Consider the following 18,627-nt stretch of genomic DNA (forward strand, 5'->3'; position numbering starts at 1 on the left):
CCAGTGGTCACTGGCGGTGTGTGAGCGGTCCGTGAATCCCCGTTACCGGCGGGTACCCAAAGCTCCCGCCCCGGCATACCCTGCGCCTCATGACCGACTCGCAGGCCCCGGAACAGGCCACGGAAATCACTGGCACGAATCCCCTCGCCCCCGCCCCCGCGGGCGCCCGTACCGCCGCCGACGTGGTCACCCCGGAGCTGGTCGCCCAGCTCACCAAGGGCGTGGTCGGCTCCGGCCGTACCGCCAACCACACGCCCTTCACCGGCGAGAAGCTGGCCGATCTGCCCGAGTCCACCCCCGAGGACGTGGCCAAGGCCTTCGAGGCCGCCCGTGCCGCCCAGGCCGTCTGGGCCCAGCGGCCGGTACGCGAGCGCGCGGCCGTCCTCCTGCGCTTCCACGACCTGGTCCTCGAGCGCCAGGCCGAGGTGCTCGACCTCATCCAGCTGGAGACCGGCAAGGCCCGCCTCCACGCCCATGAGGAGGTCCAGGCCGTCGCCGTCGCCTCCCGGCACTACGGCCGCAAGGCGCCCGCCTACCTGGGGCCGAAGCGGCACGCCGGTGCCATGCCGACCCTGACCAGGGTGACCGAGCTGCGCCACCCGCGCGGTGTGGTCGGCCAGATCGCCCCCTGGAACTACCCCCTCGAGCTCTCCGTCGGCGACGCCCTGCCCGCCTTCGTCGCGGGCAACGCCGTGGTCATGAAGCCCGACACCGAGACCTGCCTGACGGCCCTGTGGGCCCGGGACCTGCTGATCGAGGCCGGCCTGCCCGCCGATGTCTTCCAGGTCGTGCTCGGCGAGGGTCCGGTCGTCGGCCCGGAGGTCGTCAAGCACGCCGACTACGTCTCCTTCACCGGCTCCACCCGCACCGGCCGTGAGGTCGCCCAGGGCGCCGCCGCCCGCCTGGTCGGGGTCTCCCTCGAACTCGGCGGCAAGAACGCCATGCTGGTCCTGGAGGACGCCGACATCGAGAAGGCGGCGGCCGGCGCGGTCCGCGCCTGCTTCTCCTCCGCGGGCCAGCTCTGCATCTCCATCGAGCGGCTGTACGTCCACGAGTCGATCGCCGAAGCCTTCCTGGAGCGCTTCGCCGCCCGTACGAAGGCCATGCGGCTCGGCAGGTCCCTGGCCTACGGGGCCGACATGGGCTCGCTGGTCGGCGAGCGGCAGCTGGAGACCGTCAAGCGGCATGTCGAGGAGGCCGTCGCCAAGGGCGCCAGGCTGGTCGCCGGCGGGGTCGCCCGACCCGACGTCGGCCCGTACTTCTTCGAGCCGACCATCCTCGACGGCGTCGAGACCCCGATGGCCGTGTGCGCGGAGGAGACCTTCGGCCCGGTCGTCTCCATCTACCGCTTCAAGACCGACGACGAGGCCGTCGATGCCGCCAACTCCACGCCGTACGGCCTCAATTCCTCGGTCTGGACGAAGGACGGCCGACGCGGACGCGACGTCGCCTCCCGGCTGCGCACCGGCACCGTGAACGTCAACGAGGGCTACGCCCCGGCCTATGGCAGCGTCCAGTCCCCGATGGGCGGGATGAAGGACTCCGGCCTCGGCCGCCGGCACGGCTCCGAGGGCATCCTCAAGTACACCGAGGCCCAGACCGTCGCCCAGCAGCGGCTGCTGCCGATGGCTCCGTCGCTGGGCATGGACGACGAGAAGTACGCGCAGTTCATGAGCCGGAGCCTCCGGCTGATGAAGGCGTTCCGCTTCCGCTAGACAGAACCCCGTTCTCAACGAGGAGAGCAGCACGTGTCGCAGGAGAAGTCTGTCCAGACCCGGGACGAGGACGGGTACGACTACGACGTCATCGTCGTGGGATCGGGGTTCGGCGGGTCCGTGACCGCCCTGCGCCTGACCGAGAAGGGCTACCGCGTCGGCGTCCTGGAGGCCGGCCGCCGCTTCACCCGCGACACCCTCCCGAAGAACTCGTGGGACCTGAAGAACTACCTCTGGGCCCCCAGGCTCGGCATGTACGGCATCCAGCGCATCCATCTGCTGGGCAATGTGATGGTGCTGGCGGGCGCCGGAGTGGGCGGCGGATCGCTCAACTACGCCAACACCCTCTATGTACCGCCGAAGGCCTTCTTCGACGACCCGCAGTGGCGGGACATCACGGACTGGCAGGAGGAGCTGAAGCCGTACTACGACCAGGCGCGCCGCATGCTCGGCGTACGGCTCAACCCGACCATGACGCCGTCCGACGTGCATCTGAAGGCGGCGGCGCAGCGGCTGGGCGTGGGCGACACCTTTCACATGGCGCCGGTCGGCGTGTTCTTCGGGGACGGCGACGACGCCGACGGGAAGTCGAAGACGCGCCCGGGGGAGGAGGTCGCCGACCCGTACTTCGGCGGGGCGGGCCCGTCCCGCAAGGCCTGCACCGAGTGCGGCGAGTGCATGACGGGCTGCCGGCACGGCGCGAAGAACACTCTCAACGAGAACTACCTCCACCTCGCCGAGAAGGCGGGCGCGGTGGTCCACCCCATGACGACGGTCGTGTCCGTCACCGACGACTCCCGGGGCGGATACGCGGTCGCGGCCCTGCCGACGGACGAGAAGAAGAAGGGCAAGGGGCGCACCTTCACCGCGCGGCGGGTCGTCATCGCGGCCGGCACCTACGGCACCCAGACGCTGCTGCACCGCATGAAGGCGAACGGCCGGCTGCCCCACCTCTCCGGCCGGCTGGGCGATCTGACCCGCACCAACTCCGAGGCGCTGGTGGGCGCGCAGACCGACGACCGGCGCTACCGCAAGGCGCACGGCACGAAGGCCGACTTCACCCGGGGTGTGGCGATCACCTCCTCGATCCACCCGGACGAGGACACGCACATCGAACCGGTCCGCTACGGCAAGGGCTCCAACGCGATGGGCGGTATGTCGATCCTCCAGGTCCCGTACGCCGAGGGCTCCTCGCGCGTCCTGGCCTGGCTGGCGAACGCGGCCCGGCACCCGGTCCTGGTGGCCCGTTCCCTGTCCAACCGCCGCTGGTCGGAGCGGACCATCATCGGTCTGGTGATGCAGTCGCTGGACAACTCCCTGACGACGTATCTGAAGCCGAACGGCGTGGGCAAGGGCCTGCTCACCGCCCGCCAGGGCCATGGCGCGCCCAACCCGAAGCAGATCAGGGCGGCCTCGGAGGCGGCCTCGGCGCTGGCCACGGAGATCAACGGCTTCGCGGGCAGCAACGTCGGCGAGTTGATGGGCACCCCGCTGACCGCGCACTTCCTCGGCGGCTGTCCGATCGGCGCCTCACCCGAGACCGGTGTGATCGACCCGTACCACCGGCTGTACGGCCACCCCGGCATCTCGGTGGTCGACGGCGCGGCGGTGTCGGCGAACCTGGGCGTCAACCCGTCGCTGACGATCACCGCGCAGGCCGAGCGGGCGATGTCGTACTGGCCCAACAAGGGCGAGGCGGACCCGCGCCCGGCGCAGGGCGCGGCGTACGAACGCCTGAAGCCGGTGGAGCCGGCGAACCCGGTGGTCCCGGCGGACGCGTTCGGCGCGCTGCGGCTGCCGTTCCTGGGGATGCCGGCGGTACCGCCGAAGAAGTAGCCCGCAGCGGCCGACGGCACGGCGGGGAAAGCCACGGCACGGCAGAGAAGGAGGGACCTGCGCCCCCCTCCGGGCGCAGGTCCCTCTCTTGTCCGTGCGGACCGGTTACGGCCGGCCGACCGGCTGGGCGCCGGTGGACCGGTTGCGCGTCGGTGGACCGGTTACGCGCCGGCCGCGGTCTTCCGGCGGCGCACCACGAACACCGCGCCCGCACCGGCGACGACGGCGACACCGCCGACGAGGCCGAGCACGGGCAGCGCGGAGCTGGAGCCGGTCTCGGCGAGGTTGCCGGTCGGCAGGTCGGAGACGTCACCCTGCGGCTTCTTCGGCGAGTCCTTGCTGCCGTTGTCGCTCGGGGTGGCGTCGCCCGGCGCGGGGTTCGAGGAGCCGGCCTTCAGGACCTCGAAGTCGTACTGGGCCCAGCCCTCGGCGATGCAGTCCTGGCCCTTGACGTTGTCGAGGTAGGCGCCGGAGCCGAAGGAGTAGGCGTCGCCGGCCGGGGCCTTGGCGTCGATGCCGACGCGCAGGTCGATCGACTGGCTCGCACCGGACTTCAGCTTCGCCACGTAGAAGAAGTAGTCGCCGGCCCAGTCGTCGCTGCCGATGCGGTCCCAGGAGCCGTCCTCGGGGTTCTTGAACTCCAGGTCGACGTACGGGCTGAGGAACTTCGACTCGTCGAGCTCGTAGTTCTCGACCTCGGCGTAGAAGGCGACGCCCTCGACGTCGGCCTTGGAGTCGTTTGTGACGACCAGCTTGAAGTTGTGGAAGCCGTCACCCGCGACGATCTTCCCCGGCAGACCCTTGATGTCGGCGGACACCTTGGCGTCGCCGAAGTTCTCGTCGAGGTCCTCGCAGAACGGCACATCCGGGTCCGACGGGTCCTCGCTCGGCTCGGCCGACTCGGAGGGCTCGGGCTCGGTGGACGTGCTCGCGCTGCCGCTCGGGGTCACCGAGGCGGAGGCGTCGACGCCCGGGGTCTCGGTGGCGGGAGGAGGCGTCTCGGTCTCGGGTGCGCTGGTGGAGGCCGTGTCGCTCGGAATCTCGCTCGGCGCCTCGGAGGTCACGGTGTCGGTGGGCGTGGGCGGCGTGGACTCGTCCGCGAAGGCGGCGGGAGCGGACAGGAGGGCGAGCGGGGCTATGACAGCCGTCGCGGCCGCTGCGGCCATGGCACGGCGAAGCTTCATGGAGACCTCGAGGAGTCCGGCGTGCCGCCGTGGGCGGCACGGAGTGGAGGCGGGCTCCGCGTGTGGGGCGCGGGTGTGGCCCTTGGTTCTGCTGTGTGACCGGCTCTTACCGGCTCTTACCGGTTTCTTTGATTCAGCAGGTTTGATCAGTGAGGTGGGTGAAAGGTTGCACGTTCACTCACATGATTCTTATGTGGCCTGGATCACACGTGAGATGAGAGAAAGTCAGGGGCGAAGAGGGCATGCGAAGGGCCCCGCGGGACGGAGCCGCGGGGCCCTTCTCCGTCAGCACCGACGTCAGGGCAGCGTCGGTGCCCGGGGAGCGGCGCCGGGGGGTTGCGCCGCTTGCTCTCTGTTGCCCTATCTGCCCTGTGCGCCTCGGTCGGCGCCCCGGCGCATTCGGGGCGCGCGGATGGTCTCGACCTCTGGCGGTCGGGCAGCGCATTGCAATGCGGTTGTGTGTCCGGGACTTGGGGGGCTTGCTACGCATCGTGCTGGATGGACGCGGCCTCCGCAACCGTTTGACCCAGCCCTTGTGCATTTTTGCATTTTCCGCCGGTCGGCCCCGAGCGTCCCCGGAGCCGACCGTTCTCTTGAATGACCGGGCTGCTGTCCCCTGCCGTCCGGTCACCTTCCTGGAGCGAGGTCCCACGACGCACGGCACGATCCGCACGCCTCATCGCTCCAGCGAGCCACGCGTGGTTCTTTCGGGCCCGCCCCTGGCTGGCACGGACACCGGGACCAACGAAGCGGTGCGCGGGCCGGTCACGCGCCGTACGGGTGAGTGCCGACCCGAACTCAGATACGACCACGGCACAGCTCGAGCAGGGTCATGCCGAGGGACGTCCCCGGCTTGCCCAGCGCCTCCCGGTAGTGGTCGAGGATCTCCATCTCGCGGGAGAGGTTCACCCGGCGCCCGCCGGAGGTGATCCGGGCCTCCTGGATCACGGCGGACACCGCCATCCGTTCCTGGATCAGTCCGATGATCCGGTCGTCGAGCGCGTCGATGCGCTCACGCGCACCGGTGATCACATCGGCTGCCTCGGCGGTACGGGCGCCGGTCTTCTCTGCGGGGGTGACGGTCATGTCTGGGGGGGCTCCTCATCGGATCGGACGCGGTGCCCAGGAACGGCAGGTCCCGGAAAACGACAGACGCCCCGGGCCTTGTCGGCCCGGGGCGCCTGGGAAGTCGCTCGGCGTTTCGCTCAAGCAGCACGACCATGGCAGCCGGCGGGCCGGTTGCCATAGGTAAAGAGGAAGGTGGTCTGCGTGAGCATGCGGTCAGTATGCCACGGCGCATCCCTGATCTGCCGGGGGTCTGGGGGCCAAGCCCCCGGCGCACGGGACGCCCCCCACGCCCGCCCCGTTAGAATCGACATCACAGACCCCCGCCCAAACCGCCGGAAGGCACCCCGTGTCATCAGCGACTTCCGCTGCCGCCACCCCCGACACCGTTCTGGTCGTCGACTTCGGCGCGCAGTACGCCCAGCTCATCGCCCGTCGCGTCCGCGAGGCGCGGGTCTACAGCGAGATCGTGCCGAGCACCATGCCGGTCGCGGAGATGCTCGCCAAGAACCCCGCGGCGATCATCCTCTCCGGCGGCCCCTCGTCCGTGTACGAGGAGGGCGCCCCCCGCCTGGACCGCGAGCTCTTCGAGGCCGGTGTCCCGGTCTTCGGCATGTGCTACGGCTTCCAGCTGATGGCGCAGTCCCTCGGCGGCACGGTCGACAACACCGGCGCCCGCGAGTACGGCCGTACGGACATGTACGTCTCCAGGACGTCCTCCACCCTCTTCGAGGGCACCCCGGCCGAGCAGCACGTGTGGATGTCGCACGGCGACGCCTGTTCCGCCGCCCCCGAGGGCTTCACCGTCACGGCGTCCACGGACGTCGTCCCGGTCGCCGCCTTCGAGAACGACGAGAAGAAGCTGTACGGCGTCCAGTACCACCCCGAGGTCATGCACTCCACGCACGGCCAGCAGGTCCTGGAGCACTTCCTCTACCGCGGTGCGGGCCTGACCCCGTCCTGGACCACGGGCAACGTGATCGAGGAGCAGGTCGCCCTCATCCGTGAGCAGGTCGGCGACAAGCGCGCCATCTGCGGCCTGTCCGGCGGTGTGGACTCCGCGGTCGCCGCCGCCCTGGTCCAGAAGGCCATCGGCTCCCAGCTGACCTGCGTGTACGTCGATCACGGCCTGATGCGCAAGGGCGAGACCGAGCAGGTCGAAAAGGACTTCGTGGCCGCGACCGGCGTGCAGCTGAAGGTCGTGGACGCGGAGGAGCGGTTCCTGACCGCCCTCAAGGGGGTCTCGGACCCCGAGGAGAAGCGGAAGATCATCGGCCGCGAGTTCATCCGCGTCTTCGAGCAGGCGCAGGCCGAGATCATCGCCGACGAGGGCCCGGCCGTCGAGTTCCTCGTCCAGGGCACGCTCTACCCCGACGTGGTCGAGTCCGGTGGCGGCACCGGCACCGCCAACATCAAGTCCCACCACAACGTCGGCGGCCTCCCCGAGGACCTGGAGTTCAAGCTCATCGAGCCGCTCCGCAAGCTCTTCAAGGACGAGGTCCGGATGGTCGGACAGGAGCTCGGCCTGCCCGAGGAGATCGTCCAGCGACAGCCCTTCCCGGGCCCCGGCCTCGGCATCCGCATCGTCGGCGAGGTCACCAAGGAGCGCCTGGACCTGCTCCGCGACGCCGACGCGATCGCCCGCGAGGAGCTGACCGCGGCCGGCCTCGACCGTGACATCTGGCAGTGCCCGGTGGTCCTGCTCGCGGACGTCCGCAGCGTCGGCGTCCAGGGCGACGGCCGCACCTACGGCCACCCGATCGTGCTGCGCCCGGTCTCCTCCGAGGACGCGATGACCGCCGACTGGTCGCGCCTGCCGTACGAGGTCCTCGCGCGCATCTCGACCCGCATCACCAACGAGGTCCGTGACGTCAACCGCGTCGTTCTCGACGTGACCTCGAAGCCCCCGGGCACCATCGAGTGGGAGTAGCCCTCCCGGCCTTGAAGGTCATGTCCGCTTGAGAGTGCGCACCGGCTCTCCGGGCTTCCAGACCTGGGCGACGAGGTACTTGTCGTCCTCGACGTAGGTCCGTACGACCTCCGTCAGCTCGGTGCGGAAGAGGTGGAACGGCTGCGGCGGTTCCACCTCTTTCACGTACGCCCCCTTCACCCCGGGGTCGTCGACCTCGACCGCCCGCCCGGCGATCCGGATGTCCCCGCCGCCCATGGCGGTGTCCGGGCCCGGGTTCGCCTGCAGCGCGAACCTGGGGTCCCGGTGCAGATCGAGGGCCTTCAGCGAGCCCGGCATCATGCCGAGCCACAGCTCGCCGTTCAGGAAGCGGACCTCCAGGCCGGTGGTGCGCGGGGAGCCGTCCTTGCGCAGGGTGGCGAGGACGTGGTGCCGGAACGCGCCGAAGCGCTCCTCGGCGATCTTCGCGAGTTCGGGTGCGGTGGTGCTGAAGTCCGCCCAGTTCATACGGGCCAGTCTCACGCCGATACCCGACATCTTCTGTCGGGTATCCGCAGCCACCGAGGACGTCACACCCCGTAGGGCACCGGCCGCACGTACCGCTCCCGCCCCGTCTGGTCCCGCACCGGTGTGCACCCGGCCGCCGTGAGCTGCCCGGCCAGCTTCGCGCGGCGGACCGTGTTGATACGGAGCGCGCCGAGCAACCACGCCGGCATCAGCACGGCGAGCGGCAGCAGAACGGCGTAGACGCCGGTGATCACCGCCATCAGCAGGAACAGGGCCCCGGAGCCCCAGGCCAGCGTCAGCAGCCGCTTCCGGTTGCCGGCCTCGGCCAGGCCGTCGTACCTGATGAGTGCGCAGATCAGGTCGACGTCCGCCTCGGCCTCGGGGACCGGGGTGAGCGAGTTCAGGTACATGCCCGGCACCGGGCCGCCCGCCCCCACCTGCGTGAACGTGGCCGCGTTCGTCGCCGCGCGCTGCTGTGCCCACGGCTCGGCATCGCGTACGAGATGGACGTGCAGCACCTTGTACCGGCCGACGAGGCGGACGCCGGCGTAGCGGAAGCCGAAGCACTCCGCGACGTACACGAGCGCGCCCAAGGTCTTGAGCTCGGCGAAGGGATGGACCAGTTCGACGTTCTGGCGGGTCGCGAGCTGCCGCACAAGGCTGTTGAGATGGCGTTCGGCTTGGCTCATGGAGGGCTCCGGGTGGCTGAAAACTGCTGCTGAACTTCAGGTTCCGCATCACAGACCCATGAGCCCCCGGAACGGTTGCGGCGTCATCTTTACAGAACAGCTCTGTTCTCCTGCGCTGACCGACGGTAACTTCCGGCACGTAAAGCAAAACCCAGTGCAGGAGGACCTATGCACGGGCCGACCCCGCCCCTGCCGCTGCCCACCGACCGGCTGCAGTTCGCGATGCCGCCGATGCACGAGTCGCTCGAGGACGAACGCCGGCACCGCAAGGAACGGCTCGCGGGCGCGCTCCGGCTCTTCGGCCGGTCCGGATTCGAGGACGGGGTCTCCGGGCACATCACCGCACGCGACCCGGAGTTCTCCGACTGCTTCTGGGTCAACCCGTTCGGGATGCCGTTCAAGCACGTCACCGTCAGCGACCTGGTCCTCGCCAACCAGGACGGGCAGGTGATCGAGGGCCGCTACCACGTCAACCAGGCGGCGTTCACCGTGCACGCCCAGGTGCATGCCGCCCGCCCGGACGTCGTCGCCGTCGCCCACTGCCACTCGGTGCACGGCCGCGCCCTGTCCGCGCTCGGTGACCTGCTCGACCCCCTCAGTCAGGAGAGCTGCGCGTTCTACGAGGACCACGCCCTGTACGACGCCTACACGGGCGTCGCCGTCGACATCGAGGAGGGCCGCAGGATCGCGGCCGCGCTCGGCTCCGGCAAGGCCCTCGTCCTGCGCAACCACGGGTTGCTGACGGTCGGCGACTCGGTGGACGCGGCGGCCTGGTGGTTCATGTCGATGGAGAAGTCCTGCCAGGTGCAGTTGATGGCGAAGGCGGCGGGCCGCCCCCTGCTCATCGAGCACAAACTGGCGGCGGCGACCCGTGAACAGCTCGGCGGCGACCTGGTGGCCTGGATCAACTACCAGCCGCTGTGGCAGGACATCAGCCGCAGCGAGCCCGACCTGCTGAGCTAGGGGGTGTCGTCTGGATCATCCCGCGCAGCCGCCGGCCCCCTAGAACCCGCGCAGGACAACCGCCTTCGTCATCGCGAACTCCTCGTCCGTGAGCACCCCTTCGCGGTGCAGCTCGCCCAGTTCCCGCAGCCGGCGCAGCAGTACGTCGTGGTGGTCGGCCGGCGGCGGCACCGCGCCCGCGGGCCGGTCCCGGTCGGTGTACGGGACGCCGGCCCGGGTGGACGGATGCGGCAGCCGCGCGGTGACCGCGGCCGCGACCAGCGCGGTGAGCAGATCGCGGCGCACGCTGCCCCACAGGTCGAGCGCGTACGGGTCCCGCTCGGGCGGCAGCCTGGAGAACACCGTCTCGCGGGTCACGAAGCGCAGAAGGCCGTCCTCGTAGCCGGAGTTGGGCAGCCACTCGACCTCGGCCAGGTCGAAGACGTTGACGATCCGGGGCCCGGTGGCCCGCTTGACCCGGTCCGAGGTGTCGGCCCAGTCGATACGGACCTGGGTGCCGTCGAAGGAGACCATGCCGTCGGAGGATCGCACCGAGACCGGCACCGGCGGCCCGGGCAGCAGATAGGCCTTGGTGGGCTCCTTGGGAACCTGGTCGAGGAGGAGGGCGTGCCGGATCTCCTCGGCGACGTACTCGGCCACCCCGGACCGGTCCAGGTCCACCATCAGCCGATAGGGATCGGCCGGCTCCGGCAGCCGCCCGCCCGTGGCCTGCAACAGCGGATCCGCACCCTCGCGCAGCCGCATCCGCAGCCGGCCGCGCTTGCGCTCGGGCTCGTAGACCACGCCCGCCACGGCCTCCAGGGGTACGGCGATCTCTCCGTATGTCTGCCGGAACAGCGGTACCGAGCGGTGGAGTCCCGGTGTGATCCGGACCGTGCTGCCGTCGAAGGCCCAGGTCCCGTCCCGCTGGATGATCTCGGCCATACCGAAATTCTCCCAGCCGGGTCAACACGGCAGCGCGCAGTTCACCCGCGGTGACCACCTGCCGGACCGGTGCGACGTGGCGTAGGGCACAATTCGCTGTCGTCGCATGGGAGTTGCGCGGTCACAGTCGGTCTCCGCGGAGGGCGCCGCAGGCCGTGCCCCGGGGCGTGGGTCGGTCGTGGGTCGGGTCGTGGGTCATGGGGAAGGCGGGCGTCGGGCGTGGCGGTGCAGGTTGCGAGGCAGGGCGCGGAGACGGGCGCGCGCGGGGCTGCCCACGGGGGTGGCTGCACCTGCGGGGACTGCCCGCACGGGGCGCGCGAGGGGCATCGGCGGGCCGTCGCCGAATTCTTCCTCAAGCGCGACGAGTTCGCGGCCGGACAGGGTCTCCCCGCGGCGGTGGCCCACTCCGCCTCCGCCTCCCGGCAGTGGGTCTCCGAGGAGTTGACCCAGTCCGCCGAGGCCGTCGCCGAGCGCGGCCGGGCGGAGGGTGATGCCTGGCTGGCGCGGCTGTGGCTGCGCACGCTCTGCGTCCTGTGGGCGGCCGTCGTCCTCCTGCTGCTGGTGGAGTCGCTGACCGCGATCGGCGCGGGCTGGACGAGCGCCCGCACCGCCGGACTGCTCGCCGCGCTGCTGGCGGCCGGTGCCCTGACCGGGGCCTCGTGGTTCCACCGGGCGCGCGGCGGGGCGCTGGCGCCGGTGATCGGCGAGGACAACCGCATGTCCACCTCGCGCACCGTGGCGATGGCCTGGGTGCTGCTGGTGGCGTATGCGGTCCTGGTGTTGGCGAGCCGCCTGGCCGCGGCCTCCGGCCACAGGGAACGCGACGCGCTCATCTCCGGGCTGGAACTCGCCCGCGGGGCGGGCATGGTGACCGTCCTCGCCGTGGTCTGCGGCATCGCGGTCCTCGTACGGCGCGTGGTCGGCCTGCGGATCCACGGCCAGCGGCTGCAGAAGGTACGCGCACCCCGCCCGCGCGCGGCCGACCTGCTCACCGACGACTCCGGCCGGGGCACCTTCGCCGACATCCAGTACGTAGTGATCAGCGCCGTGGCCCTGCTGTTCGCCGCCGTACGGCTGGCCCGCCGTCCCGACCGGCTGCCCGACCTGCCGTGGGGCCTCGCGGTGCTGGTCCTGGTCTCCGCCCTGACCTACCTGGCCGGCAAGTACGCGGAGGGCGGCCGCCCGGTGATCCTCTCCGTCGTCCGTGCCCGCGAGGCCGGCGATCTGGACGGGCCGATCCGCACGGGCGACGACATCGAGATCCGCGGCGCCTGTTTCGTCCCACCGGGCGCCCAGAGCGCCGACCAGCTCTCCCGCATGGTCGTCCGCATCGGCGCGGTCGACGTCCACGTCCCGCTGATCCCCGTCACCGGCGGCTTCAGCAACCCCTCGGACACGGTCCTGACGGTGCCGGTACCCGCGGACGTGGAACCCGGGTGCGTGGAGGTGCAGGTGATCACGGCGGCCGGCGCGGCCACGAACCGGTGCACGGTCGAGGTGACGGACTGAGACCGGCCGATCACCAAACGGGACTACGCTCGCTCGGGTGACTGAAAAACCCCCGCAAGAGGTTGAGCCGGACCCATTGGGCGTACGTATGGTCTGTTAAGGGGTCTCGGCACGCGGCGAGAGGCGGCTAGGAACGATGACTCACAGCATCCGTACGGACACGCAAACCCCCTATCTCGACGGCGACCGGGACTGGCGGGACACCGCCACCCGCTATGCCCTCCTTCCTCTGCGCGTCTTCCTGGGCGTCACCTTCATCTACGCCGGCCTGGACAAGCTGACCGACAGCGCCTTCATGAAGTCGGGCGGCTCGGGGTCGATCGGCGACACCATGCGCGCGGTCCGCGACTCCTCCGCCATCCCGGCCCTGGTCGACCTTGCCCTGAAGAACCCGGTCGGCTTCGGCTACGCCATCGCCTTCGGCGAGCTGGCCGTGGGCATCGGCGTCCTGGTCGGCCTGTTCGGCCGTCTCGCCGCACTCGGCGGCGCGCTGATCTCGCTCAGCCTGTGGCTGACCGTCAGCTGGTCCTCCACCCCCTACTACTACGGCAACGACCTCGCCTACCTGATGGCCTGGCTGCCTCTCGTCCTCGCCGGCACCCCCTACCTCTCCCTGGACTCGATGCTGCGCGCGCGGCGACGGCAGCGGGCGGCGGGCTACCGATAGCCCCTCGCGTGATCGTCAGCCCGGCAGGTCGGGTCCGGTCTTCGCCGCGCTCGTCCGGCCGGGACCGCTCCGTCCGTGAATGAGCCGGGTCAGGGCCGCCGCCGCGCCCGCCAGGCACAGGCCGCCCACGACGAGGGGGACGGCCACGAACCAGGGCGTCTCCCACAGGCCGCCCGCGTCACCGGCGTAGACGACGCCCGTGACGGTGAGGAAGAGACCGGCGACCAGCCTTCCGGGCTGGAACTCATGACGCAGCACGGCTCACCTCCGCCTGTCCCACACCGACTTCGAGATCGACGTCGAGCGTCCCGGCGTTCTTGCCGCCCTGCGCCGGTGTCAGCGTCACGTCCTTGTGCTTGCCCGGTGCCACGTCCACGTCCTGTTTGTCCTCACCCGGCAACTGAATGTCGCCGACTCCCACGTCGATGCTCATCCGTACGGTCACATCCGCCGGCACGATCAACCGCAGCCGCCCCGCACCCACCGCGGCCCCCGTCTGCACCGTCTGGCCCTTGGCGATGTGCACCCGGGTCAGGTCCAGGGTGCCCTCGCCGGTGCCGAGGTCGTACTTCGGCTGCACCTCGGCCACGGAGGCCGGCTTCCAGGACGTGCGTATCCAGTGGGTGGTGATGTCCTTGGGCAGGGCCGACGCCCCGGCGAGCAGCGCCGCCGTGATGATCGCCAGGAACACCGACCCCGCGCCCGTACGTCCCAGGACCGCGCTGACCGCGATGCCGAGGCCGAAGACGAGGAGGGCACAGGCCAGTCCGGCCTGCAGGCTGGTGCCCAGCGGATGCCCTTCCCAGGTCGCGCCGGTGCCCAGGCCGCCGGCCAGCAGGGCGAGCAGGAAGACCCAGCCGCCGATCCAGCGCGGACCGCGCGGCCGCGGGGGCCCGCTGCGCGGGCCGCGTATGTCCCCGCGATGGCTCCGGGAGTTGCCGAGGCCGATGTTGACGGCCGCCGCGATGTCCCGGTCGCGCGAGTCCCCGGGGCCCCACAGATATCCGGTGCCGCCGTCGTGCGTACCGTCCTTGACGATCGGGTCGCGCCACCAGGAGGGGTAGGCGGTGGGGACCGGCGGCGCCTGGGCCTCCGGCGGGGCGTCGGCCACGGCCTGCGCGGCGAGAGGATCGGGGTCGGGCGCGCCGCGCCGCCGCGACCAGTAGCCGGCGCCGGCGAGCAGCAGGGAGAGGACGACGCCGAACGTGAGCACCCCACCGTTCCTCAGCATCGTCAGGAACACTCCACAGCCGACCAGCGCGAACAGCACGGCCGCGAGGGCCTGCCCGTCGACCCGTCCGGTCAGCAGCTTGCGGACCTCGTTCTCCTCCTCGTCCTCGTACGGCACGAAGAGCCAGGCGAAACCGTAGAAGATGAGGCCGATCCCGCCCGCCGCGGCGAGCACCGCGAGGGTGATCCGGAAGATCACGGGATCCATGTCGGTGTGGCGCCCGAGCCCGGCGCACACCCCCGAGATCATCTTGTTCCGCCGGTCGCGGCGGAACCTGCGGGGGGATTCGACGGCACCGCCCTCGCCGGGCGCCGTCCCGTCCGCGGCGGGCACGGCATCCGTCGGCCCGGCGCCCGGGGCGGGGCGCGGGCCGGGGCCGGGTCCCGGACCCGTCGCGGCGTGCTCGTGATCTGTCATGCGTCCATGGTGACTGGCGTGCCGCCGCGACGGGAGTCGGAATGACCCTGGGTGAACCCTGATATCGGCCCTGAGGCGGCGCGGGGGGAGGCGTTCGACGGCCGGACTTTCGAAGATCAGGGGAGTCTCGGGGGTAGACCCTGATGCTCCGCAACTCGGGCCGTGTGACCATCGATGGCATGCCGGAAGCCGCAGCAGCGCCCATCGACGACCCGCGGCCACCGCGCAAGCTCTACCGCAGCAGCGACGGCCGCTGGCTCGGTGGTGTCGCGCGGGGTCTCGCCGGGCACCTCGGGCTGCCCGTGATCTGGGTGCGGCTGGTGTTCGTCGGCCTGCTCATGGCCGACGGCCTCGGCGCGCTGCTGTACGCCGCGTTCTGGTTCTTCGTGCCGCTCGGCGTCGGCGGGGTCGGCGGCCAGAAGCCGCCGTCCCTGGTCGGCACCGAGACCTCGCCGGACGGTCGGCGCAGACTCGTCGCGCGCAAGCCGGACAAGGGCCAGATCGTCGCGCTGCTCCTCATGGTCGTCGTGGCCATGGTCTTCGTCAGCAACGTCAACCTGGGCAACGGAGCCAAGGCGTATCTCCTGCCCGCCGTCCTGGTCGGCGCGGGCGTCGCCCTGGTCTGGCGGCAGGCGGACAACGCCCGCCGGGCCCGCTGGGTCGAGGTCGGCAGCCGCCGCCGCACCCTGACTCTGCTGCGCACCGGCGGAGGCGTTCTGCTCGTCACGGCGGGCGTCTCCGGCATCTTCGTCCTGCAGGGCTCCGCCGCCCACCTCGGCTCGGTCCTCCAGGCCGCCCTCGCGGTCCTCGTCGGCATAACGCTGCTCGCCGGGCCGTACCTCGTCCGGATGACCCAGGACCTCTCCGAGGAGCGTCTGATGCGTATCCGCGCCCAGGAGCGCGCCGAGGTCGCCGCCCACGTCCACGACTCGGTGCTGCACACCCTCACCCTGATCCAGCGCAACGCGGAGAACGCGAACGAGGTGCGCCGCCTCGCCCGCGCCCAGGAGCGCGACCTGCGCACCTGGCTGTACAAACCCGAGGGCACCGGCAAGGACGAGGCCGACGAACCGGACAGCCTCGCCGACGCGGTCCGGCGCAACGCCGCCGAGGTGGAGGACAAGCACGGCGTCCCGATCGAGGTCGTCGTGGTCGGCGACTGCCCCCTCGACGAGCGGATCACCGCACAGATGCAGGCCGCGCGCGAGGCGATGGTGAACGCCGCCAAGTACGGTGGCGAGGGCGGCGCCGTGCAGGTCTACGCCGAAGTCGAGGGCAGGACGGTCTTCGTGTCCGTCCGCGACCGCGGTCCGGGCTTCGATCTGGATTCGATACCCGCCGACCGCATGGGCGTCAGAGAATCGATCATCGGCCGCATGGAACGCAACGGCGGTACCGCCCGGCTGCGGGCGGTGCCGGACGGCGGCACGGAGGTCGAGCTGGAGATGGAGAGGGCGGAGAAGACGTCATGAGCGACGCGACCGAGGCGAACGGCACGGCGGGAGCGGCGGAGGGGGGCGGCGCGACCGGGCGTCGGGTGCGGGTGGTCCTCGTCGACGACCACCGTATGTTCCGTACGGGCGTCCAGGCCGAGATCGGCCAGACCGAGACGACCGGCGTCGAGGTCGTCGGCGAGGCCGCGGACGTCGACCAGGCCGTCACGGTGATCACCGCGACCCGGCCCGAGGTGGTGCTCCTCGACGTCCACCTCCCGGGCGGCGGCGGCGTCGAAGTGCTGCGCCGCTGCGCCTCGTTGATGGCCGACACCGAGCGGCCGGTCCGCTTCCTCGCGCTGTCCGTGTCGGACGCGGCGGAGGACGTGATCGGCGTGATCCGCGGCGGCGCCCGGGGCTATGTCACCAAGACGATCACCGGCACGGACCTGGTCGACTCCATCTTCCGTGTCCAGGAGGGCGACGCCGTCTTCTCCCCGCGGCTGGCCGGCTTCGTCCTCGACGCCTTCGCCTCCACCGACGCCCCGCCGGTCGACGAGGACCTCGACCGCCTCACCCAGCGGGAGCGGGAGGTGCTGCGGCTGATCGCCCGCGGCTACGCGTACAAGGAGATCGCCAAGCAGCTGTTCATCTCGGTGAAGACGGTCGAGTCCCATGTCTCGGCGGTGCTGAGGAAGCTCCAGCTGTCCAACCGGCACGAGCTGACCCGGTGGGCGACGGCACGTCGGCTGGTGTGACCGGGGGCTCGCGCGGCGGGCCTCACACCACCCGCGTCGCCCCGGCGAACGGCATCTCGTCGATCGGGGCCAGACGTACGGGCGCCGACGGGTTCGGGGCGTGGATCATCTGGCCGTTGCCGACATAGATGCCGACGTGGCTGATGCCGGAGTAGAAGAACACCAGGTCACCGGGGAGGAGCTCGGAGCGGGAGACCCGTCGGCCCGCGTTGATCTGGGCGTAGGTGGTGCGGGGGAGGGAGATGCCGGCGGAGCGGTAGGCGGCCTGGGCGAGGCCCGAGCAGTCGAAGGCGTCCGGGCCCGTCGCGCCCCACACATAGGGGCTGCCGAGCTTCTGGTAGGCGTACGCGACGGCCGCCGCGGCACGGGAGTTGGAGGCCGCGGTGGAACCGGAGGCGGTCAGGGCGTCCCGCGCGTCCGAGGCCGACCTCGAGGCGTGGCCCGCGGCAGCCGCGCTGTCCGCGCCGCCGTCCGTCGTGACCCCCGCCCGCTCCTGCGGCGTCAGCCGGGACAGCAGCTGTCTCGCCTCGCCGAGCTTCCCGGTGACCGTCTTCTTCTGCCGCTTCAGCTCGGCCTGCCGTGACCTGAGCGACACCAGCTCGACATGGGCGGCACCGCGCAACTGCTCGATCTCCCGGAGCTGCTTGCGCACCCGGGCCACGGCCTGGGACTGCCGGTCGCCCACCCGCTCGGCGAACGCCGTGCCCTCCAGATAGCGGTCGGGATCGGTGGAGAGCATCAGCTGCACCGTGGGATCGAGCCCACCGGCGCGGTACTGCGCCGCCGCGACGGAACCCAGCGCGTCGCGCGCCGAGTTGAGCTTGTCCTCCTTGCGGGCCGCCTCGTCCCGCAGCGCCTTCAGCCGCTGCTCCGCCGAATCCGCCTTCTCCTTCGCGCCGTTGTACTTCTCGGTGGCGACCTCCGCCTCCTGGTACAGCTTGTCCACCTTCGCCCTGACCTGCGCCGGCGTCAGCTGCGGCTCGGCGTGCCCGATGCCCTCGAAGCCCGTTGCCGTGGCCGCGCCCGCCAGGGCGATGGTCACGGCCGTGCGGGCGGTGTTGCCGCCCAGCGAGCGCTGCCGGGGCTTGCGGTGCACTGCCACCTGGACCGTCACGTCCTTTCGTACGACCTGGCCGGCTACGTGTCCGGCGGCGGCCTGCACAGGGGGAGCCGGCCGCCGCCGGACCTTTCTCGGCGGGGGTGGCCGACTGCCGCCCCTGGCCCGGGCGGCGGTGGGGAGCCGGTCACCTGGTGGAGGACGCTAAACCTGACGGTGTCGGCTCGGTGACGTCATGTATGGAAGTGCCCGCATCGGACTCTGCGGTGACCGTATGTGAGCGTGATCGGGGGCCGGGGCCGCCGTCTTCACGCAGTGCGATGACCGAAGCGGCGGTTCCGTGGTGCACGGGGGCGGTGGGGTGCTATGGGGCGCATATATGCGGGGGATTAGGCTCCGGCCTCATGGACGTACTCATCCATCTCTTCGTCGGCCTGCACATCATCGGCATCGCCGCGCTCCTCGGCGGTTTCCTCACCCAGATGAAGGCGATGGGCCGGGGCACCGCCCGCTTCGTCCCCGCAATGCTGCACGGCGCGCTGACCATGCTGGTCACCGGCGTGATCCTGGTCGGCCTCAACCAGGCCGACGGCCACCACGTCAACACCATCAAGATCGGCGTGAAGCTGGCCCTGCTGATCGTGATCCTCGGGCTCGTCTATGTGAAGCGGGACGAGGAGACGGTGGACAAGCGCCTCTTCGGTCTGGTGGGCCTGCTGACCACGGCGAACATCTTCATCGCCGTGCTGTGGACGTGAGCGGG

General features: G+C 71.1%; 17 protein-coding genes. 9 read left to right on the forward strand and 8 right to left on the reverse strand.

What is annotated here, in order from left to right:
* The first annotated feature begins 89 nt into the window (after positions 1-89).
* Both Q8A52_RS00305 and Q8A52_RS00310 read left to right on the forward strand, forming a co-directional pair.
* Positions 90-1,715, forward strand: a complete 1,626-nt coding sequence (locus Q8A52_RS00305; protein WP_316747474.1) for a succinic semialdehyde dehydrogenase — start codon at positions 90-92, stop codon at positions 1,713-1,715.
* A 33-nt stretch (positions 1,716-1,748) separates the two neighbouring features.
* Positions 1,749-3,551 (forward strand): GMC family oxidoreductase, encoded by a 1,803-nt coding sequence (locus tag Q8A52_RS00310; protein ID WP_316747476.1) that lies wholly within the window; start codon positions 1,749-1,751, stop codon positions 3,549-3,551.
* A 161-nt stretch (positions 3,552-3,712) separates the two neighbouring features.
* On the opposite strand, the gene Q8A52_RS00315 is transcribed toward Q8A52_RS00310, so the two are convergent.
* Positions 3,713-4,735, reverse strand: coding sequence for an LAETG motif-containing sortase-dependent surface protein (locus Q8A52_RS00315; RefSeq protein ID WP_316747478.1), 1,023 nt, complete (start codon positions 4,733-4,735; stop codon positions 3,713-3,715).
* A gap of 798 nt (positions 4,736-5,533) precedes the next feature.
* Complete coding sequence (locus Q8A52_RS00320; protein ID WP_316747481.1) at positions 5,534-5,821, reverse strand: chorismate mutase; 288 nt, start codon at positions 5,819-5,821, stop codon at positions 5,534-5,536.
* 328 nt (positions 5,822-6,149) lie between these two features.
* Between Q8A52_RS00320 and guaA the strand changes: the two genes are divergently transcribed.
* A complete protein-coding gene (gene guaA, locus Q8A52_RS00325; protein WP_316747482.1) occupies positions 6,150-7,730 on the forward strand; it encodes a glutamine-hydrolyzing GMP synthase in 1,581 nt (526 codons plus the stop codon).
* An 18-nt stretch (positions 7,731-7,748) separates the two neighbouring features.
* Here guaA and Q8A52_RS00330 read toward each other — a convergent pair whose 3' ends face one another.
* The gene (locus Q8A52_RS00330; RefSeq protein WP_316747484.1) at positions 7,749-8,216 is read right to left on the reverse strand and encodes a pyridoxamine 5'-phosphate oxidase family protein; all 468 of its coding nucleotides are present in this window, start codon (positions 8,214-8,216) and stop codon (positions 7,749-7,751) included.
* A 62-nt stretch (positions 8,217-8,278) separates the two neighbouring features.
* Positions 8,279-8,905, reverse strand: a complete 627-nt coding sequence (locus tag Q8A52_RS00335; RefSeq protein ID WP_316747485.1) for a hypothetical protein — start codon at positions 8,903-8,905, stop codon at positions 8,279-8,281.
* A 168-nt stretch (positions 8,906-9,073) separates the two neighbouring features.
* Between Q8A52_RS00335 and Q8A52_RS00340 the strand changes: the two genes are divergently transcribed.
* Positions 9,074-9,868, forward strand: a complete 795-nt coding sequence (locus Q8A52_RS00340; RefSeq protein ID WP_316747487.1) for a class II aldolase/adducin family protein — start codon at positions 9,074-9,076, stop codon at positions 9,866-9,868.
* 39 nt (positions 9,869-9,907) lie between these two features.
* Here Q8A52_RS00340 and Q8A52_RS00345 read toward each other — a convergent pair whose 3' ends face one another.
* Complete coding sequence (locus tag Q8A52_RS00345) at positions 9,908-10,792, reverse strand: DUF4429 domain-containing protein (RefSeq protein ID WP_316747489.1); 885 nt, start codon at positions 10,790-10,792, stop codon at positions 9,908-9,910.
* 219 nt (positions 10,793-11,011) lie between these two features.
* On the opposite strand from Q8A52_RS00345, the gene Q8A52_RS00350 reads away from it, so the two are divergent.
* Positions 11,012-12,301, forward strand: coding sequence for a hypothetical protein (locus tag Q8A52_RS00350; RefSeq protein WP_316747491.1), 1,290 nt, complete (start codon positions 11,012-11,014; stop codon positions 12,299-12,301).
* Between the two features lie 136 nt (positions 12,302-12,437).
* Positions 12,438-12,968 (forward strand): DoxX family protein, encoded by a 531-nt coding sequence (locus Q8A52_RS00355; protein WP_316747492.1) that lies wholly within the window; start codon positions 12,438-12,440, stop codon positions 12,966-12,968.
* Between the two features lie 15 nt (positions 12,969-12,983).
* On the opposite strand, the gene Q8A52_RS00360 is transcribed toward Q8A52_RS00355, so the two are convergent.
* Both Q8A52_RS00360 and Q8A52_RS00365 read right to left on the reverse strand, forming a co-directional pair.
* Positions 12,984-13,226, reverse strand: a complete 243-nt coding sequence (locus tag Q8A52_RS00360; RefSeq protein ID WP_316747494.1) for a hypothetical protein — start codon at positions 13,224-13,226, stop codon at positions 12,984-12,986.
* Positions 13,213-14,616: a PspC domain-containing protein gene (locus Q8A52_RS00365; protein ID WP_316747495.1), complete on the reverse strand. Its 1,404-nt coding sequence runs from the start codon at positions 14,614-14,616 to the stop codon at positions 13,213-13,215. Before Q8A52_RS00365 ends, Q8A52_RS00360 begins: the two co-directional genes overlap by 14 nt.
* A 143-nt stretch (positions 14,617-14,759) precedes the next feature.
* Between Q8A52_RS00365 and Q8A52_RS00370 the strand changes: the two genes are divergently transcribed.
* Both Q8A52_RS00370 and Q8A52_RS00375 read left to right on the forward strand, forming a co-directional pair.
* Complete coding sequence (locus Q8A52_RS00370; RefSeq protein WP_316747497.1) at positions 14,760-16,088, forward strand: ATP-binding protein; 1,329 nt, start codon at positions 14,760-14,762, stop codon at positions 16,086-16,088.
* Entirely contained in the window at positions 16,085-16,807 is a 723-nt protein-coding gene (locus Q8A52_RS00375) for a response regulator transcription factor (RefSeq protein ID WP_316747499.1), read from the forward strand. Before Q8A52_RS00370 ends, Q8A52_RS00375 begins: the two co-directional genes overlap by 4 nt.
* 22 nt (positions 16,808-16,829) lie before the next feature.
* Here Q8A52_RS00375 and Q8A52_RS00380 read toward each other — a convergent pair whose 3' ends face one another.
* Positions 16,830-17,909, reverse strand: coding sequence for a C40 family peptidase (locus Q8A52_RS00380; protein ID WP_316748709.1), 1,080 nt, complete (start codon positions 17,907-17,909; stop codon positions 16,830-16,832).
* A 359-nt stretch (positions 17,910-18,268) separates the two neighbouring features.
* Between Q8A52_RS00380 and Q8A52_RS00385 the strand changes: the two genes are divergently transcribed.
* Complete coding sequence (locus Q8A52_RS00385; RefSeq protein WP_316747501.1) at positions 18,269-18,622, forward strand: hypothetical protein; 354 nt, start codon at positions 18,269-18,271, stop codon at positions 18,620-18,622.
* Positions 18,623-18,627: the final 5 nt, after the last annotated feature.

The organism is Streptomyces herbicida, assembly GCF_032656585.1.
Lineage (GTDB): Bacteria > Actinomycetota > Actinomycetes > Streptomycetales > Streptomycetaceae > Streptomyces > Streptomyces herbicida.

Bases quoted from the DNA above. Each gene is read 5' to 3' on its own strand.
- Q8A52_RS00305 (WP_316747474.1), top strand. From the start codon at position 90: ATGACCGACTCGCAGGCCCCGGAACAGGCCACGGAAATCACTGGCACG.
- Q8A52_RS00315 (WP_316747478.1), bottom strand. From the start codon at position 4,735: ATGAAGCTTCGCCGTGCCATGGCCGCAGCGGCCGCGACGGCTGTCATA.
- Q8A52_RS00320 (WP_316747481.1), bottom strand. From the start codon at position 5,821: ATGACCGTCACCCCCGCAGAGAAGACCGGCGCCCGTACCGCCGAGGCA.
- Q8A52_RS00330 (WP_316747484.1), bottom strand. From the start codon at position 8,216: ATGAACTGGGCGGACTTCAGCACCACCGCACCCGAACTCGCGAAGATC.
- Q8A52_RS00335 (WP_316747485.1), bottom strand. From the start codon at position 8,905: ATGAGCCAAGCCGAACGCCATCTCAACAGCCTTGTGCGGCAGCTCGCG.
- Q8A52_RS00340 (WP_316747487.1), top strand. From the start codon at position 9,074: ATGCACGGGCCGACCCCGCCCCTGCCGCTGCCCACCGACCGGCTGCAG.
- Q8A52_RS00345 (WP_316747489.1), bottom strand. From the start codon at position 10,792: ATGGCCGAGATCATCCAGCGGGACGGGACCTGGGCCTTCGACGGCAGC.
- Q8A52_RS00355 (WP_316747492.1), top strand. From the start codon at position 12,438: ATGACTCACAGCATCCGTACGGACACGCAAACCCCCTATCTCGACGGC.
- Q8A52_RS00365 (WP_316747495.1), bottom strand. From the start codon at position 14,616: ATGACAGATCACGAGCACGCCGCGACGGGTCCGGGACCCGGCCCCGGC.
- Q8A52_RS00370 (WP_316747497.1), top strand. From the start codon at position 14,760: ATGCTCCGCAACTCGGGCCGTGTGACCATCGATGGCATGCCGGAAGCC.
- Q8A52_RS00375 (WP_316747499.1), top strand. From the start codon at position 16,085: ATGAGCGACGCGACCGAGGCGAACGGCACGGCGGGAGCGGCGGAGGGG.
- Q8A52_RS00385 (WP_316747501.1), top strand. From the start codon at position 18,269: ATGGACGTACTCATCCATCTCTTCGTCGGCCTGCACATCATCGGCATC.